The sequence below is a fragment of the Thalassobacter sp. genome (assembly GCF_982993085.1).
This window is the reverse complement of the sequence record NZ_CEZFMW010000075.1, coordinates 1-17,193: the sequence shown is the minus strand read 5'-3', so window position 1 is coordinate 17,193 and position 17,193 is coordinate 1. Positions and strand designations below refer to the sequence as shown.

12 protein-coding genes are annotated in these 17,193 nt (G+C 56.3%); 6 read left to right on the top strand and 6 right to left on the bottom strand.

From position 1 onward, the window contains the following. From pglX to AC4GMC_RS12045, 5 genes are all read right to left on the bottom strand, one after another. On the bottom strand, nt 1-2,518 hold a 2,518-nt coding region (pglX, locus tag AC4GMC_RS12065; RefSeq protein WP_490391455.1), incomplete at its 3' end, for a BREX-1 system adenine-specific DNA-methyltransferase PglX. Then, nucleotides 2,518-6,036 (bottom strand): BREX system P-loop protein BrxC, encoded by a 3,519-nt coding sequence (gene brxC / locus AC4GMC_RS12060; RefSeq protein WP_487877708.1) that lies wholly within the window; start codon nt 6,034-6,036, stop codon nt 2,518-2,520. The genes pglX and brxC, both read right to left, overlap by 1 nt. Before the next feature lie 4 nt (nt 6,037-6,040). Next, nucleotides 6,041-6,643 (bottom strand): DUF1788 domain-containing protein, encoded by a 603-nt coding sequence (locus AC4GMC_RS12055; RefSeq protein WP_487877707.1) that lies wholly within the window; start codon nt 6,641-6,643, stop codon nt 6,041-6,043. Then, nucleotides 6,640-7,281, bottom strand: a complete 642-nt coding sequence (locus tag AC4GMC_RS12050) for a DUF1819 family protein (RefSeq protein ID WP_487877706.1) — start codon at nt 7,279-7,281, stop codon at nt 6,640-6,642. The genes AC4GMC_RS12055 and AC4GMC_RS12050 overlap by 4 nt, the downstream gene beginning before the upstream one ends. Further along, nucleotides 7,278-8,132 carry a WYL domain-containing transcriptional regulator gene (locus tag AC4GMC_RS12045; protein WP_488047499.1) on the bottom strand — a complete coding sequence of 285 codons (855 nt, stop codon included), beginning with the start codon at nt 8,130-8,132 and terminating at the stop codon, nt 7,278-7,280. Before AC4GMC_RS12045 ends, AC4GMC_RS12050 begins: the two co-directional genes overlap by 4 nt. Before the next feature lie 200 nt (nt 8,133-8,332). Here AC4GMC_RS12045 and AC4GMC_RS12040 point away from each other — a divergent pair, with 200 nt between their 5' ends. The 6 genes from AC4GMC_RS12040 to AC4GMC_RS12015 all read left to right on the top strand — a co-directional run bounded on the left by AC4GMC_RS12040 (nt 8,333) and on the right by AC4GMC_RS12015 (nt 15,387). Beyond that, a complete protein-coding gene (locus AC4GMC_RS12040) occupies nt 8,333-8,776 on the top strand; it encodes a glycine zipper family protein (RefSeq protein ID WP_487877562.1) in 444 nt (147 codons plus the stop codon). 26 nt (nt 8,777-8,802) lie between these two features. Next, nucleotides 8,803-10,098, top strand: a complete 1,296-nt coding sequence (locus AC4GMC_RS12035; protein WP_487877561.1) for a peptidoglycan-binding domain-containing protein — start codon at nt 8,803-8,805, stop codon at nt 10,096-10,098. Between the two features lie 77 nt (nt 10,099-10,175). Next, nucleotides 10,176-10,310 (top strand): hypothetical protein, encoded by a 135-nt coding sequence (locus AC4GMC_RS12030; RefSeq protein WP_256415914.1) that lies wholly within the window; start codon nt 10,176-10,178, stop codon nt 10,308-10,310. A gap of 249 nt (nt 10,311-10,559) precedes the next feature. Further along, the gene (locus tag AC4GMC_RS12025; RefSeq protein ID WP_487877560.1) at nt 10,560-11,357 is read left to right on the top strand and encodes a hypothetical protein; all 798 of its coding nucleotides are present in this window, start codon (nt 10,560-10,562) and stop codon (nt 11,355-11,357) included. A gap of 267 nt (nt 11,358-11,624) precedes the next feature. Then, a complete protein-coding gene (locus AC4GMC_RS12020; protein WP_487879372.1) occupies nt 11,625-13,613 on the top strand; it encodes an SIR2 family protein in 1,989 nt (662 codons plus the stop codon). A 40-nt stretch (nt 13,614-13,653) separates the two neighbouring features. Continuing rightward, nucleotides 13,654-15,387, top strand: coding sequence for a hypothetical protein (locus AC4GMC_RS12015; RefSeq protein ID WP_487879373.1), 1,734 nt, complete (start codon nt 13,654-13,656; stop codon nt 15,385-15,387). Between the two features lie 273 nt (nt 15,388-15,660). Here AC4GMC_RS12015 and AC4GMC_RS12010 read toward each other — a convergent pair whose 3' ends face one another. Then, nucleotides 15,661-17,040: an exonuclease domain-containing protein gene (locus tag AC4GMC_RS12010; protein ID WP_487877557.1), complete on the bottom strand. Its 1,380-nt coding sequence runs from the start codon at nt 17,038-17,040 to the stop codon at nt 15,661-15,663. Nucleotides 17,041-17,193 lie beyond the last annotated feature (153 nt).

Genomic DNA, 17,193 nt, shown 5'->3' with positions numbered 1-17,193 from the left:
GCAGCGGGAGCGTGGTGAAATCCCAGGAGGTTTCGTAGGCGTCCCAGTCGGATTTCGCCAGATTGATACAGCCTGTCGCGTTGGATCGGGCGGACGATGAGTCTACAGCCTCCATTGGGATTACCGGAAATTTGGCAACATCGCCGGGCTGTAGGGAAACGGTCGGATTTATCTGATACAAAATGCTAACGAACACTTTCGTATTCAGAAGGCTCGCAAGGTATTGCTGCATGGCGTCTGAGACGAATATGCATGCGCCTTTATTATCGAATAGGAAGCCATGCCCGAAGTGGCGAAAGCCAATGTCATTCGTGGAAATCGTCGACCATGTGAGGCCGGGAGAAAAATAGCTTTTTTCATTAGCGATCACAGAGTGTGGGATAGCCTTAATTTCACGTCCGTTCTGTTCCCAATTAACCACTGAATCATTTTGCCCGTACCAGCGGCGGGAACCCCCGCCTTTGTTGTACGGCGCCCATTTCTTTCGTTCGGCGTTGAAGTCCTCGGCACTTGCGAAATCTGTACCAAGCGAAGGTTTAGAGACTTCAGGCCAAAATCGGACAAACCGCTCGTTGTCAGTAGTAGTATTTCCTTGACGCGGAACACTAATTGAACGGAGAGGATCGAAATTGCCAAACGCTTCGCGGACACTCTCGCTAAGCCAGTAGGCAATTGGGGTTCCGGGAACCCCAACCAACTCGCTTTGAGAAATGCGGAAAAGACTATCAGGGGATCCCCCTGCAGCTGCCAACAGTATTTCCTGTTTCTCCGATTCATTTCGGCCCGAGATTGCGCGAATGAACGCGCCAGCATAGCTCTTCATGCTTGTGTTTCGGCAAACGAAAGCCGTGGTAGACACCACAGCTCCACCGATTGTGTCAAAAGCACGCTCGCCCAGATGGGCCATCGTAAGAATGGTCCCCTTTGAGAGAAGGGCTGCCCTCAACTTTTCGAATGAAGAAAGGAACATCCATGACTGCATATTGATCATGGCCATGTACCCGTTCTTGGCGCATGCAGCCAAAGAACGTTCCATGAAAAGAGCAAAAAGGTCCGTTCTGCTGTCTGGATAGTTTTTCTCGGTCCATTTTTTTAGTTGAGGGTTCATGTTGCGCGCGCCCATATAAGGCGGGTTGGCCACCACCACATGATACTTGGGCGACAGCGCCTCGGCCATGCGCAGCACGGCCATAACGCGCGCCTGAACGTCCTTGAGCAGCAGGTCGCCGCCAAAATCCCGCGCTTCCACCACCCGCAGCGTCTCCGCAGGATCGCGCAGATTTGGCACGATCAGCGAGCCGAAGTTCTTGGCCTGCTCGAACTGCCCCAGCGTCTCGCGCAGCTCATCCGTGAACAGGTCCTTGCCCACCACGGCGGCGACGTCCCGGACATCCTCGGCGGTAAAGGCCACGTTCTGCAACACGCAGATGTCGGGTTTCGCCCCCATCCGCAGGAACCGCCGCCGCCCCAGCCGCGCCGCCGCCTTCATCGCCAGCGCAAAGGCGGCCAGCGCGCCCGCGCGGTCGTCAATCTCCACCCCGGTCAGGTTGTGCGTCAGGATCAGCGCGGGGATCTCTGTCGCGTCATATCCCTCTTCCTCGTAGATGGCGTAGAGCAGGTCAAAGGCATAGGTCAGCATGTGCCCCGAGCCCGCCGCCGGATCGCAGATGCGGATCTCTTCGGGTTTGGTAATTTTCAGGAAGTCCGTCTCAGGCTCTTCGGGCGCGATGTAATAGTCCATCCGCTCGGCCAGGCGGCTGTCGGGGCGGTTCAGCAGCCAGAGCCGTCCCAGCGAGTTCTCCACCAGGTAGCGGACGATCCAGTGCGGGGTGAAGAGCTGCGTCGCAGCGGGGATGTTCTCGGCCGTGATCTTCTGGTTCTTCTTCAGCCCCGCGAAAACCTGGTCCTTCTTCTCCGAGATGTAGAACTGGTATAGCCAGCCGATGATCTCGACATCCTGACAGGCGTCCTCGGTCATCACCTTGCGCATTTCAGCGAGGATCGAGGATTGCGACAGCATATCCTCGGGCATCAAGAGTTCTGTATAGTCATCCAGCTCTTCGAAGAGGAAGGGCATCGGTCCGTGCCACTGATTGCAGGCATGCACCAGAAGCTGGCGATAGGCCTCCCCCTGCGGATCAGACGACGGTGTGCGGCCATCGAGCAGCGCTGCGATGGTGCCCGGCGCGCCCTCAGGCAGGTTCCCCGCCATTGCCTCAGCCAATATCTCGGGCCGTGTCTGACCTTCTACTGGGGATACAACCCCGACCGTCGTGTAACCATTTGCATCCATGAAGCGCAGCGCGGTGAAGCGGTTGAACCAGGTGTAAGCCACCTGCTCGATCACCTGTGCCTTGCCATCCCGCGCGATCGCGGCGTCGAGCTGTTTCATCGCCTGCGGATGTTCCCGCCGCGGAGGCGAGGCTGGATCAAGCACAAGATCAAGCTTCGAACGGACCTGGTCGATCAGCAGATTGCGCGCGGCTTGGGCAAACTTTTTCAGCGCATTCGTATCCATCAGACGATCACCTTCTTGCCCGCACGGATTTGCTCCAGCAGGGTCTTTTTCATTTCTTGAACGTATTGTTCGACGTCCGCCTCTTCAGTCAGGTAGGGCTTGGTGAAGCCCACCTTGATTTCAGAGGCGTTGACGTAAGTGGTCTGCGGGGGCTCTGGCTGCGGCGGCCCGGGCGGGACGAGTTTCGGATCAACGATCGGTCGGTTCAGTCGCTCAACCTCTGCCAAAATGCGTGGCAACAGATCGAGCTTTGCGCCATTTGCCCGATCGCGCAGGATTGGGATCATTTTAATGATGTCGAGCCCGGATTTATGGCTGTCGATGTTGCGCTTGATGTGGGCTTGGTCGTCTGCTGACAGCGCCTGGAACTCTGGTGTCTGCGTGACCTTTGCCGCGCACTCCTCAACAGCCGCGATCACGGCTTTGCGCTCCTCAAGCACGGTCAGCTCCACGCGGTCTTTTAGCCCATAAAGATCGGATTTCAGGGACTGGATGGCCGTGCCCTTGTAGCAAGCAGGATCGGTCAAGGCGCGGGCCAGTTTTTCGCCGGCCCCGGCATCCACATAGGAAATATTCGCTTCCTGATCGCGCAGGAATTCACGCGCATAGTCATAGATTTCGCGCTGGGCGCCCCCCATGAAGCTGCGGATTTTGTCGAGGACCTCCTCCTTGGCGTCGAGCAGGTCATCTTCCTGTGCCGCGGGTTCGGTGATGTACCAAGTGGCGGGCTTACCCACCATCGCAGCAATTTTCGTGGCTAGGGGTTCGAGCGCCACGACAAACGGGTACTGCACTTTCTGGGCCAGCATCTTACCCAGATCTTCTGACAGCGTCCGCGTGCTCTCCAGCCATTCCGCGCCGATCGTCCGTGCGTCAGTCCCATCCGAGGGCAAATCAAACAGCTCCTTATAGAGCTCTTTCGCCTTTCGGATCTGGGCGGAGGTAAACTCGGTCTGCGGGGTGAGCAGGATATTGGCGAGAGCATGACTGTTGTTCAGCGCCTTGGCGAGGTCTGTGCGCTCGAGCACAGTGCCGTCCGAGCGAGCCTCAAGCTTGCCCTTACCTGACAGGCTGGCAGCCAAGCAGAGAATTGCCGTCGTTGGCCAGCCATAGGGTTTGCCACCAAAGCGTTCGGTCAGATATTTGACTGAGACCTTCACGCCGTTACGAGCCTGCGACTGAACGTAGTTCAGAACATCCTGCTCGGCCTCTGTCAGCCCCTCACCGTTGTTGCCGAAGAGCCCGCTTTCAGGCGTCGCCGCTTTCAGGATGTCTGCTTCGGCATAGGTCACGCCCCGCAGCATCGGCAAGTTGACATAGACCTTGTCGACAAGACCCTGGAAGCCTTTCACGATCCGGTCCTGGGGCTCCTCCCCACCAATGTCGAGCTCATCGCCCCGCACAAACATCCGCGCCTCGGCCATCAGCTTGCGCAGGCGCAGTTCAAGGTCCTTGTAGCGACGACTGTTTTGATCCCCTTTTTCGGCCACGATGCGATCACGGCCCGGCTGCTGAGAGCCCGCGCGGGCTTGGCGGATGAATTTGTCTGTCTGCTTGAAGAGCGTCAGATCGCGGATGAACCGCACATCGGGCTGCAGCACCACCGCCAGTTCTTCTCGGCTCATGTTCCGCATGCGCACAGCTTCGGGCGATGCCACGTCATCGTTAAACGGGCTAACCACGTTGATGGAGAGCTCATACTCCCGCCCCAACAGGTGGTCATCGAGCTTACGGCTGAAGCTGTACTCGTTGCCAGTGGTCAGATGCTTGATCTTGCGGTGCCGCAGGATCGTGTCGAACGCCAGCGTCTCCATTTCCTTAGAAAGCTCTGAAGGGTCGACATCCAGCGCCTTAATCTCCGCTTCGACGTCTTTCTCTTCGTTCGTCAGGAACTCGTAGACCTCGCCGTTGCGCTGAATAAGCGTGTTGCGCTCAAGGAAAGACAGCGCCTCCTCGATCTTGCGGCGCTGCTTGACCTGGTCGGTGTCGAATTCGGAGAGCAGCAGCACGCTGATATTGCGCACTGTCGGCTTGAACTCCTTAACATATTTCACAAGGAAGAGCGCTTTCAGGACGCGAACCGCGAAGGGGTCGATGTCTTGGATTTCTTTCTCGGCAATCTGAATCGACTGCTGCACAGCGGACTTCAGCGCGGTGCGGATGCCCTCGAACATGAGATCAAAGGTGGCAAGACCGCCCACAGGTTGGTCTGCCATCTTCTTGGCGACCTCTTGGAACACGCCCAGCATCGAGCGCTCACCGACCGAGCTGTGCTTGCCCTCAAAGGCGTTATGCTGCGAGAGCGATGTAATCGCCATCTGGAACAGCATGTATTGATACGGCGGAAAAGGGTAGCTTGAGACGAATTGATTGCGGCCATCAAAGTTTTTCAGCCTTATCGACCCGTCCGTGAAATCAAACAGGGTCTTGAGGTTGTTTTCCTCGCGGTCGTGCAGGTTGCCAAGCGTAATCTGCCCCTCGTCGGTCTTGGACAAAAGGCGGCGCTGGATAACCTCAGCCACGTCGGCAGAGTTCAACGGCATCTTCACACCGAAGCGCGCCATAATCTTCGAGAAGTCCTGTGACTGAAACGCCTTCCCATCCCCGATGATGGCTTCCATGTCCTGCTGTGACGTGACGATGACCCAGGCGCGGCCCTTACATTTGGTATTCAGGCTTTCGGCGATCGTTTGTAGGTTCGTCATCAGCTTGACGTTCTCGGCGATGTACTGACCCACCTCATCAACGAAAAAATTCAGCCGGAACTTGGGCGGCTGTTTGTCGAGCCAAACATTCACATTATTGGCAAAATCCTCGATCGAGACCCGGGTATCGGCGCGGTACTGCCCCAGAATATCTGCGACATCAGCAGGATCGCCACCCGTCACAGAGGCGAATGCCGTAGCGATATTTTTACGCTCAAGTGCAGCTTGTTCACGGCCGCGCTCCCAAGGCTTGCCAGCGGCCGCCGCATAAGCATCCTTAAACGCTGCCAGTTGGCCTCGATCATCAAGGTCGCGCTCAAACTGCGCGATATGGGGCAGCTTGCCGTAGTAACCGCACGCCTCATCAAAGACCTTTTGGAACACCGAGAGCAGCGCATCCACATCGGTCTTCGAGATGACGTCAGCCTTCTGGTCGATGTTGAAGAGGATCGACTTTGACGGCACGGAGACGGCTTTGCGCAACGCGCCCAAGAGCATTGGCTGACCGGTCAGCTTTTCCTCGAAAATGTCGAAAGCCCGCGTGCCATCAACTTCTCGGTTTTCCATGAGAAGGGCGAGCATCTTCAGCAGGTGCGACTTACCCGAGCCAAAGAAGCCAGAAATCCAGACACCATTGGCGGTGTCGTAGTTGTTGTAGGCATCAAGGAAGGTCTCGAGGCGTTTACCGATTTCATCGGTGATGACGTACTCGTCGAGCTCGATGCGCAGGCTCGCTTCATCGTCGGCCTTGATCACACCATCGATCGGGCGGTCAACGGGCTTGGCGAAAATGTTTCTCAGAGCAGTGGTCATCGGGTCAGACCTCGTAGTTCAGAATGTTAAAAGCACGGTAATATTTGTCGTCATGCAGCAGCCCAAAGAGATCGAGGGATCCCCCCGTTGCTGTGGAATGGGTGTAGCTGCCAGGAAAGAACAGGACCGTTGGCTTATCCTTGGCCGTGCTCTGCAGGTTGTTGAGCACATTATGCGAGCGGATGTACGGGTAGACCTCACCCACGCCGGACAGGAAAATCACGTCATGCGGCCGGGCAGCAATCGCCTCCGCAATCTTTGGGATCAGATGTTCATGAACGTCGAGAACGCCCTGCAGCAGCTCGCGCAGCTCGGACTTTTCCATGTCGGTCTCTGCGGCCAGGACATCCTCAAGGATGCCCCGCTCTTCCAAAAGCCCGAGCGAAATGTCGTACAGGCTGAGGTCAAGCGCAGTGACGCCCGCATGACCGATGCGCTCGATCAGGTCGAGCCGGTCCTCGATCATCGTTAGGCCTTCCTCTGCCGGAAACGGGCAGATGAAAAAGGGCACTTCATTGCCCAGGCCCTGCTTCGTCAGGAAGCGCTCACTGGTGATGACCCGATACAGGTGCTCGGCGCGCTCTTTGCGCGTCAATTGCAGGCTCACGACAGACCTCCCTCAATAACAACACCCGGGAATACGGCCAGATCAGCTGGGTTGGTCGCCTCAATCAGCGCGCGCAGCTGAGCCGAGAGATAAGTCGACTGGATTCGGTTTTCTTCTGAGGTAATCCCAACCTCTCGCATGGTCTTGAACACGACTTGCCGGAGGCGGACGCGTGTGGAGGCGGAGGTTGAGGCCAAAGCGTCATCCCACTCGGCTTTATGCTCGAAGAACAAATCGAAACTGTCGGTCGACAAATCCAGCTGGTAGGCGAGATACCGATCCTGCACGATTTCGAGTGTGAACTCGCGGACAAGCCGGTAGGCACGGCAAAGGGACAGCCAAATGAGCAGCGCTTGATCTTGTCGATCGGCACGCTCAACCAAGAAGCGCACCTCATCCTCGGTCAGCGTTTCGAGGCGATTGACGAGTTCCCGGAGTATCCGACGCTTCGACTTTTGTTTGGGCGACGATGTGAGACCATCAGCTTGCAGCTGCGATATCGTCTTATCCCAGTCTCGTGTTTCCAGATAGCTCGCTGCGAGATCGATGCATTCGTTCAAGAAAAGCCCCCCAGAAGTGAAGGACATCTTGTAGGGCTGCTTTGCCCCGAACTCTGCGTTCCGTGCCGCCATGGTCATCTAATGACCTCGTCACGGTTCAAAAGGACAATCTGTTGATCCTGGGGCCGGCGTGCTGCTGGGTCAGTGTCCAGGCCAAGACGTTTCAGCGCATAGAACAACAGCGCGCGGCGGACAGCGATCTGGGCCCTGCCGCTCTCCATGCCATAATCCATCTCGATCGCACGGCGCTGGTTATCAGACAGGTCCGGATGCGGGCCGATTTCTAGAACAACTTCTGTGTGCCATGCCTCATCTGCGCTGGGCTCAGCGGTCACGGGCCCCTGATCACCGACCTCAACGATCCTAGACAACAAGAAGTCCTTGAAAACTTGGTCGTTCTGGCAAAACGCCCGGGCATGCCAACGGAACCCATCAAAGGCCAGTGCATGTGGCTCAATCCAGCGCGCACTGGGCTCGGGCCGCGACATGGACTGATAGGCCACCTGCAAGGCGGATAGCTCGCGGATCGCTGCTAACACGTCACGCAGGGTTTCCGGGGATACACCGCGCGCGGGCGTCGGCGTTGCGCCAAAGCTCGGGAAAAAGCTGATCCAGCTTTGCTCGGCGCTGACAAGCCCCTGATCAACCGCGCGCAGCTGGGCAAAGTACTCCTCGGCGTCCGGCTTTAGGTATTTGGGTTTGAAGTGCTTTCCGCGCAAATAGGTACGCAGGCGCTTGTCATAAGTGAGGTTGCGTTTTGCCTGTTCAATGTAGGCGTTCAGATCCAGCGAAGCCTGCTGTGTTGAAACCCCAAACGCCTCCATTAAGTCTCCCCGGTTTATCCGCCCCTGCCAAAACAGGCGGAACTCGATGAACTCATATCGACGTTCGACACTCCAGTTCAGCTGTTTACTCTTCTTGCGAGTCACCCTGCACCCTCTTTTTAAGTCGCACTTTTATATGCGTCTAGTTTTTTTATTGACTCAAAACGGCTCTCGTAAGAACCATTGTGAGACTTATAACCGATTCCCGACGAGACCGTCACAATTTTAGACGTATCACAAACCTGGGGGCTCACCCCAGCATAACCCTCCCGTTCTGCTTTCGGGAAGGGAAAAGGAGCTGCTGCATGAATTTTATGACGAAAACCCAGGCCGTTGGCCTGATGTCGGTCTTGGCCATGACCGGTTGCGCAGAGCTCGAGCCATTGACTGAGTATCGCCCTGTTGTGGATGCCGAACGCACAAACATGCCGCGATTTGAGAGTGATCTCGAAGCTTGCCGTGCAGTCGCAATTCAAGTCGAAGCGGACTATCGCCAACGCCAGCAGGAACAGATGGGCGCAAACATCATGGCGGGACTTCTGGTCGGCGCGATCACCGGGGCCGTTGTTGGCGGCGGGTCTAACTATCAGGGTGAATTAACGGCCTATGGCGCAGCTTCTGGTATGGCCGCGGGTGCAGCCGCGAATGACTATTCCTACGACCTTGTGACGTTTGGCCCACGGCGGGTTGTGGATCGCTGCATGACCGAGCGTGGCCACACGATCCTAAATGACATTGGCCGCGGTTAACGCATTTTCCCGAAAGGACCTACGATATGATGAAACTGCGCACGCTCACCGCTTCGCTGCTGATCAGCACCTGCCTTGCTGGGCACACAATGGCCCAGGAAAGCTCGGCGCTCAACGCAGAGATCGCCGCCATCGACAGCCAAGTCACCGAGGTGGATGCCACGATCGCCCGCTATGAGGGTGGACTGATCCGCATGCTTGCCGAAAGCCGGAGAGAAGCACTGCTATTTTTGCGCACGATCGTTGAGGCCCGGCAAGAAGCCGAAGCCGCAGGCGCGACCATCGAAGTCACCGTGCCAGCCGTAGAACCTGATCCCGAACGTGCGGAGCAGCTTCTTGGCGAAATGGCCTCGCAACAACAGCGTGTCGAGGCGGCCGAACGCGAGGCCGCATCCGCCGGAGGCCTGATACAAGCGGTGGCTCTAAGCCGCGTCGAAACCGAAAAGCTCACACTCGCCCAGTTGCAGATGGCCTACTTGCAGGCGCGCTATGGCATCGCGTTTCCGGTAACGCCCCAGGTGGAAGCTCCGACGCCGCCAAGCCAAGACGCACCATCGCCCGCGTCCACAGCAGATGGTGACGAGGTGACCGCTGCCCTGCCCTGGGCGGATCCCGACCACCCGGACATTGACTACAGCCTCGCACCGTTTGAGCAGGCGCACAACGAAGGGGATCGGATTGCGGGCTGGTGGGTGATCGACGAGGAGCGCGCTGCGATCGATGACAGCCCGTCCGTCGTGGCTATCAACTATTCGGCCTATGATGCGCGCAGCTTCAGCGGGATCACCGCGCTTCTCGCGCAGTGTCGGGAAGGCGAAACATCCATCGTCTTTGTCCAAGACGATTTTCTGATGAGCGCCATTCGGCGGAACTCGTTCGATATCAACTACCGTATCGACGATGCACCTGCGCAGTCGACCCGCTGGAACGAACTGACCAATAACAAAGGCGCTGGGCTTTTTGGATCTGCGTCCGAAGGCTTCTTGCGCAACCTCTACGATGCCGAAGCGTTTTTCATCCGGCTGACCGATGGCAATGGTCGCCGCTATGACGCAGAGTTCGACCTGGCCGGCATTCAGGAGGCGATCGAGGCTGTAGCTGGCGCTTGTGGCTGGTCCACGCTCGACCTCTCCTCTGACGACTACCGTGCCATCCAGACCATGCTGAATGCCGGTGGCTTTGATGCCGGCACACCTGACGGCGTTTGGGGTAACGGATCGCGCAACGCAATGCGCGCCTTCCAAGAACAGAACGGTTTAGCACCCACTGGAGCGCCTGACCGCGCGACTCTCGAGGCGTTGGGAATTCAGGCAAGCGACTAGAACCATCACATCAGTGTGGCCCCCAGCGTGGGACGGTGCCTCGAGCGCGTTGCCGCAGCAGGAAAGGAAATAAAATCATGGAATTCATCATCGCAGGCGCCATCGTCTTCGGCATCATCGGCTTCTTTGTCGATGGTGGCAAAGGCGCGCTATGGGGAGCAATCCTCGGACCCTTTGGCCTGATCATTGCTGCTATTTTGAAGGGTAAGTGAGCGGGAGAGATGCGCTTTTCAACCCATCTGCCAGTTCGCTTGTTGAGCTTACGAGGACGGCTAACATCGCCGGTGTGAACACGATCGGCCCTGCTCGGACCTTGCCACCAGGCGCCGCAGATGGCCGCTTCCAGCCCATCTCCGACCTTCGAACCAATTGCAGCTGGTGGTTCTAATCAACGCAGGACTGTCGATGGACTCACCTTAGATTGACAGCTAGCTTCATCTCAACGAAACGGGAGAAAAGCAATGAGAGGCAGATTTCTTGATGGCTTAGCGCTTGGCTTGCTTCTCGGTTTTGTTATCAGCACAGGAACACTTTGGCTAATTGACAGCACGCAGGCTGTGGTACGCGAATTTTTCGACGACCACCTCACACACTTCTTCACACTTACCGCGGCCGGACTCGCGCTATGGGGTGTTTCTCGTCAAATTCAAAGCAACGTTGACCTCGCGGAGCATCATCGAAAAGCCAAACTAGATGCGGCCCGCAGCAGTCTACCAATCGTGCTCTCGAACATTCACGAGATGTGCGAAGCGCGGTGCGATGCAATTTCGCGGGGCGACAAGACGCGATCTGAAGACAAACACTGGGAAATCACGGATTTTGAACTTTCCACCCTACGCTCTTGCATCGAACATGCGGAAGGGACCGAGAACGAGTTGATGCAGCAGATCATACGAGTCTACCAAGTACTCATTGCTCGCTGGAGAAGGTCGGAATTTGCCGATCTGTTCTCTTCAGATGTTTTGGATGAAGGCGATCATCGACTACTGAACCGATTAGAGCAGTTCCATGCAATGCTAAACTGGCTCACCTTGAGAGCAATAAGCGATGCGTTATTTGACTATGCACGAGGTGAAGACTCAAACCCTAACAAGGAAGAGATGAAAAAATCTGTCTTCTTCTCTCTCCGTCATATTGGCTCCGGTGGTTCAGATGGCGGCGGTGGATGGCTTCTGACAAACAATGCTAACTACTCCAATTTTCTAGATCGCCTGATCAAAAAAAACCGCGTCACCTTTATCGATGATGATTGGAAGTGAAGCTGCGCGCACCGTCGAACTTTTGGACGGCGCGGCATCAAGTAAAATCCGGGGCTAGACGCGAGAGGTAACGGCCCAAAGCTGCCGCCTGACCGACCAACGGGTTGCCGCGGCGCAGCAGGGCAAGCAGACCCAAATCTTCTGACTGCCATCGCGTTTCTCGAGCAGATCAATCCTTTCACTGCTGCCGTAAGTTGCTACAATGTTCTGATAGAATCCTAGCTGTGCCTTGAGAAAATGCCGACTTTTGTTCCCAATGGAATATTCGTGCCTGATCGCCTCGTCCAAGAACTAGAAGACGATCGCGTTGTGATATTTTGCGGAGCGGGAATCTCTATGGGTGCGGGCCTGCCAAGCTATACAGGTTTGGTGGAGCACTGTTACAACGAACTTGGGGTGCCGCTCCCCAAAAAGCGAAGCATTGAATGGCAGTGGCCGGATCGCATGCTTGGAGCGCTCGAAAGTAGGTTTCCGGTTGAAATGCGCCGAGTGGTTGCCGAACGGCTTGACCGCGATCCCACAGACATAGAGATGCACCGCGCAATCCTAAATCTTGCTGGTCTGCGGGGTGGCAATGGAATGCGTTTGGTCACTACCAACTACGACACCTTTTTTGAGCATGCCCAGAGCGGACTGATACTGGGTCAAGACTATCATTCCGGCCCAGTGCTACCAATTCCACGTAATGATCGGATCGTCAGTTGGAAGAGCATAGCCTACTTACATGGCCGGCTAGCGTCGGCAACTGAAGCCAATGATCACCTCGTCCTTACCAGCGCTGATTTTGGACGCGCCTATCTCACGGACGCTTGGGCTGCGCGGTTCGTCGCGCGCCTATTCTCTGAATTCACAGTACTTTTCATCGGATACAGCCTGAACGATCCGGTGCTCCGGTATATGACAGACGCGTTTGCCGCTGAGGAAATCTCCTCGCGGGGACGTGCGCGGCGAAGCCCCGCCTACATTTTCGTTCCCTATCGTGGTCGGGAAGCACAGGACCCCCAACCGTGGAGAGAGCGAAAAATCGAGCCAATCTTCTACAACCAAATGCGGAATCATGTGCAATTAAAACGCACGCTGATTGGATGGGCTAAGGCTCGCCATGATTACCTTTCGCGAACGCGAGTGATGATCAGTCGGACTGCGCCTCATCCGCCTGAGAGCCAGCACCCAAGCGATGTTGCGAACCTTGTGTGGGCTATCGCTGGTCGACCGGACGACGAGGGCCACGGTGCTCGCATATTTGCATCGCTCGATCCGCCCCCGGCAATTGAATGGCTCAGTGTGCTGTCTCGGCACGAGGAGCGGCTTTTCAAACAATACCGCGAGGCCGTTGATGTCGCTCGCCAGGAAGGCGCCGAATATCCAGCTGTGCCCACTTTGCATTTGGACGAGCTATTCCCAATGTCGAACGACGATTTCGCCCCGATCGGACAGACAGCGCGCGGTTTGATTCCTTGGATTACAGCCCAACTCGGTTCGTTCCAGTTAACGGAATGGGTAATAGAAAGGCTTGGGGACGGACGGCGTGCAAACTGGATTCTGAGGCAGGCAATACGCAGCCGCTTGGCCGAGGAAAGCGCCCTTGGTGCTGGTTTCGTCCGATTTTGGAGGATCATATCGGCGGAAGGAGAATGGTCGCACATGCGACCTAACAGCTTTCTTCAGTACGGGCCTGGAGCGATGCTTCGAGATGAACCTGACACTCCGTGGGCGACCCAAGAATTGGCCGCTGTGTTGCGTCCAGTCCTGACCCTAAAGCGATCCTTCTACCGCCGTTTTTATGAAGACAATGAGGCCGACGGTCGGCAACTTGCGCACATTGCAGATGCCAAGGTCAAGCTGCATGGAGAGGATTACATAGACTCCTTCATGGAGGCGCTTGCCAAACAACCTCACGCCGATGAATTCCTGGCCGCACGGATTGATGTGCTCACAGAAATGCTTCGGGAGGCATTGAACCTTTATGAAATAGCGGGGGAAGCGAACTCAGAATTTGATCCTTCAATTATTCAGCGTCCGTCGATCGAACCGCACTCCCAGAACCGCAATTACGAGCGCTGGACCATTCTATTTGACTTGATTTGGCAGGGATGGCGCCACATTGATTTGTCAGACGGCACGCACAGTCGAGAATGCGTCGCACGCTGGCGCCGTATCCCATACCTCGGGTTTAGACGGCTCTCGATTGCAGCAGTCAATGCAAGCGGGCACTTCACGCCAGAAGAAAAATTAGAGGTGCTACTCAATGCCTAAGACCGCCGCCCTTTGGCACTCTGGATCCCGGAAGGAGGCGATGGATCTTCTTCAGTCTACTTGGCCGTTGCTTGATGAATCTGATCAGGAACATCTAACTAGGGCAATTCTGGCGGGCCCACCGGACAAACTGCTGGAAAATGTCGATGAAGACGAGCGGTCACGCTCGCGCGATCGGCGGATATTTGATCGAATAATTGCAGTTGAACGTGTTTCGAACCCTCCGTTGACGCAAGGATTGTCCAATGAGCTTGCCCGAATTCGTAGTGAGTATCCGGAGTGGGAAGCGCCGCCACGCGAGCAAGCCCACTTCGTGAGTTGGTCGGAGACGAGCTTCGGACCCGATACCAAATACGGTGCTGACGATCTCGCCTTGCTTTCTGAAGACGAACTCATCGCGGTATTGGAAACCGATGAAGACCGACGAGAAGGCCTGCTCGAGGCTTGGCGCCAGTTCGCGGCGGCGGACGGTGAACGCGCCATCAAAACCTTGGAACGGATCGCAGCGGTCAAGGAGCCAGATCGTGTGGACATCTGGCGTTTTGGGCTGTGGGGACTTCGGGACACGGCCACAAGTGGTCCCCTGGACCGTCTTCTAGGATTGCTCCTCAAAGCCCCGGAGACATTGTTCAACCAACCTGATTTCTCGCAAGCAGTTGCTGAAATCCTAGAAGTTACCGGTGGCGCGATCGGGACTGACAGTGTTGCGCAAAGCTACTGGAGACTCTTTGACACAACCCTGCAGGCCGCATCGGTGGATCCGTCCAATATCGCAGAGGAGCAATGTGTCGATTGGGTCCATTTCGCAATCAACTGCTCGATGGGCCATTTGGCAAAGGGCTTCTTCGCCGCCCTATTCTCGAGAGAATTGAAAGTCGGAGATGGCATCCCGCCTGACCTAGTAGAACGACTAGATCACCTCGTCGAGCCTAACTTAATTGCACATCGACCTGCACGCGTTATCGCGGCATCTCGTCTGTCTTACCTCTATGCCATCGATCCTAGCTGGGTGAACCGCGAGCTACTTCCGGGGTTCGACTGGTCGGATGAGCAAGAATCTCTAGCTCTTTGGCAAGGGTATGGTTGGAACGCTAGAATTGATCCGCAACTCTGGACAGCAATAAAGCCGAGCTTCCTTGACCTGTTCACACCTGAACGGCTTGAAAGGTTTGGTAGTTTCCGGCGCAACCTGGCTCAACTCTTAATGCTAGCTGGCATCGAGTTCGGAGTTCAGGAGCTACCCAGGGATCGAGTACGCGACGCAATCCGGTCAATGCCGGCTCGAATGCGCACTGACGCTGTAGCTTGGATAGCCGGTTATTTGAAACAATCAGGAGAACCTGTCGAGGGAGAGGATCGCATAGACGCCGGTCCGCGTAGCGACGCGCTGTGGCGCGATCGGGTAGGGCCATGGCTCAAGCGAGTTTGGCCGGTCGATCCGGAGATTTGTAGCGGGGACCTATCGGAACAGCTTGCCGTAGCGGCAATTGCAACAGACGCCGAGTTTCCTGAAGCGATAAAACAGATTAGTCCATATCTTGTCCGGTCAAATGCGTTGCATCTCCTCCATGAATTAGCTGCATCAGATCACCCAGACCAGCACCCCAAGTCTACGATGGCTCTAATAGATAGATTGATAGCCCCCGAGTTTCATTGGGGGGGCGAACCATTCAGACAAATAATGGAACGCGTCGTCGCAAGCGAGCCGAATCTTGAAGAAGATGTCGTCTACAGGCGCTGGGACGAGCGGCTGCGGCTTCAAGGGCAGCAGTGACTGAGTAATCCTGTACCGGGCAAAAAAATGTGGTTACATTCTCTCAAGTCATGTTTGCTATCGGGCCCTCAACCGAAACCTTGGCATCTGCAGAGAACGGCAGCTCTCCGCCCACCCTCCCAGATGCTGCCAGTGCAAAGCTACCGTAACCCATCCAATTTGGGGAGCACGCCTCCTCCCATAGTTGGGGCATTCGGACGTCGGAATTTTCTTTTTCTGCGGGTTACCCAAGGCGAGATATCACGCTACGAACACTGTAGTAGTTTTGGGTTCCTACGCATCACCTGCGCACCGCGCACACAGAAATGAAGCAATCGCATCAAGCTCGTGGGGCTCTACAGCGACAGCAGTACGCAAATCGCCTAGTGCGGCCTCCGCTTTTTCAAAGGTCATCCATTCGGTTTCAGGGACGTCGAGCGCCGACCACTTATCACGCAGATAGGCTTTGAAAAGCGCCGTCTCTTCCTCGGTCAGCAGCTCCGGACTGTAAAACGCCACCAAACGCCGACCGAGCTGACGCAGCCGAGTATCTGAAAGGCTTGCGACGATTTCTTGGCGCCGCGGCCACGTAGCGCTCTGGAACTCCTGCAGAAGTTGCTTGTCAGCATTGGAATAAAACTCTCCGTAAATCTGGCGCTCAACCGGCTTGGGTGGGGCGTCGGGATCGTCGACAAAGCGAGCCGCCATTGCCGCGCCTACACGCTGACGAAACTCAGGCGCGTTGGCGATGACCGTCGCCCGGCGCAGATGCTCCGCGCTGGGCGCTGTGTGTTCGAGGAGCGCGGGTGCCTTATTTGTGGACACGCCCCTAATGATCTTCGGCGTGGCATCCACTGCTGCAAAGATCGCTTCATCCGAGGCCGCGAGGAACTCGGCTGGGTCCGCGGCATCCAGATCGAAAAATGCCGCCTGCGCATTGTTGCCGTAGGAGTATCCGCAGAAACAGCCCACATAGGATCGCGGCTCACCGCCGCCAAAGCGCGTAACCAGCTCATATGGCCGGAAGCTTTCAAGCTTTGCTTGAACGCGTGCCTTGTGGGCGTTGTCGATCAACTCGGACCAAAGCGCTGGGCTGCGCGTTGCGATCAGACGTGCAACGTGGATGGTCGCCTCAACATCCCCCAAGGCATCGTGGGCGTTATGGGCATTGAAGCCATTTGCAGGCGCCAGCCGGTCAAGCTTGAAGCTGCGCCGGCCAGTGTCATCGGTGGGCCAGATCAACAGATCAGGCTGCCGACCATAAGCGGCGTAGACTGCAGGCAGAATATCGAAGCGCGTGTTACCATTGAACTGCGTGGCGTAAATGTTCGGCGACAGATTCTGGTAGAAGGTCTGCCGCAGCACCTCCTCGTCAAACTTCATAGTGTTGTAACCAACCCAGATCGCCGGTGCCCATTGCTCGGTGAACTCAGCCACTTGCTGCGAGAACTCGAACAGCGATGGCAGGCTTGGGTCTGTCAGCTGATCAGGACTGATGCGGGTGACAACTAACGCCTGCGGTGACGGCAGGATGTGAGGCGCCAACCGGCAGCGAATGTTGACCCGATCCTTTTCCACTAAATTCTCATCCGTCCAGATCGCGGCGAACTGCAGCGGCTGGTCGAACTCGGGCGAGGTTCCCGTGGTTTCAAAATCGTAGAAGACAAAATCCATACCCTAAGCATAGCTGAGATAAAGTGAGAACGCCACTTAGCGCGCTCTGGAGTGCTGGCAGTTGCATACTGTCAGAAAACTGCTTATATTTCTGACATGAGAGGTAGCATGCAACACCTAAGCGAACAAATCATGGCACATGCCGAGCAACTC

Coding starts and splice junctions, on each gene's coding strand:
- brxC (WP_487877708.1), bottom strand. CDS start 6,036: ATGACCACTGCTCTGAGAAACATTTTCGCCAAGCCCGTTGACCGCCCG.
- AC4GMC_RS12050 (WP_487877706.1), bottom strand. CDS start 7,281: ATGACCATGGCGGCACGGAACGCAGAGTTCGGGGCAAAGCAGCCCTAC.
- AC4GMC_RS12040 (WP_487877562.1), top strand. CDS start 8,333: ATGAATTTTATGACGAAAACCCAGGCCGTTGGCCTGATGTCGGTCTTG.
- AC4GMC_RS12035 (WP_487877561.1), top strand. CDS start 8,803: ATGATGAAACTGCGCACGCTCACCGCTTCGCTGCTGATCAGCACCTGC.
- AC4GMC_RS12030 (WP_256415914.1), top strand. CDS start 10,176: ATGGAATTCATCATCGCAGGCGCCATCGTCTTCGGCATCATCGGCTTC.
- AC4GMC_RS12025 (WP_487877560.1), top strand. CDS start 10,560: ATGAGAGGCAGATTTCTTGATGGCTTAGCGCTTGGCTTGCTTCTCGGT.
- AC4GMC_RS12015 (WP_487879373.1), top strand. CDS start 13,654: ATGGATCTTCTTCAGTCTACTTGGCCGTTGCTTGATGAATCTGATCAG.
- AC4GMC_RS12010 (WP_487877557.1), bottom strand. CDS start 17,040: ATGGATTTTGTCTTCTACGATTTTGAAACCACGGGAACCTCGCCCGAG.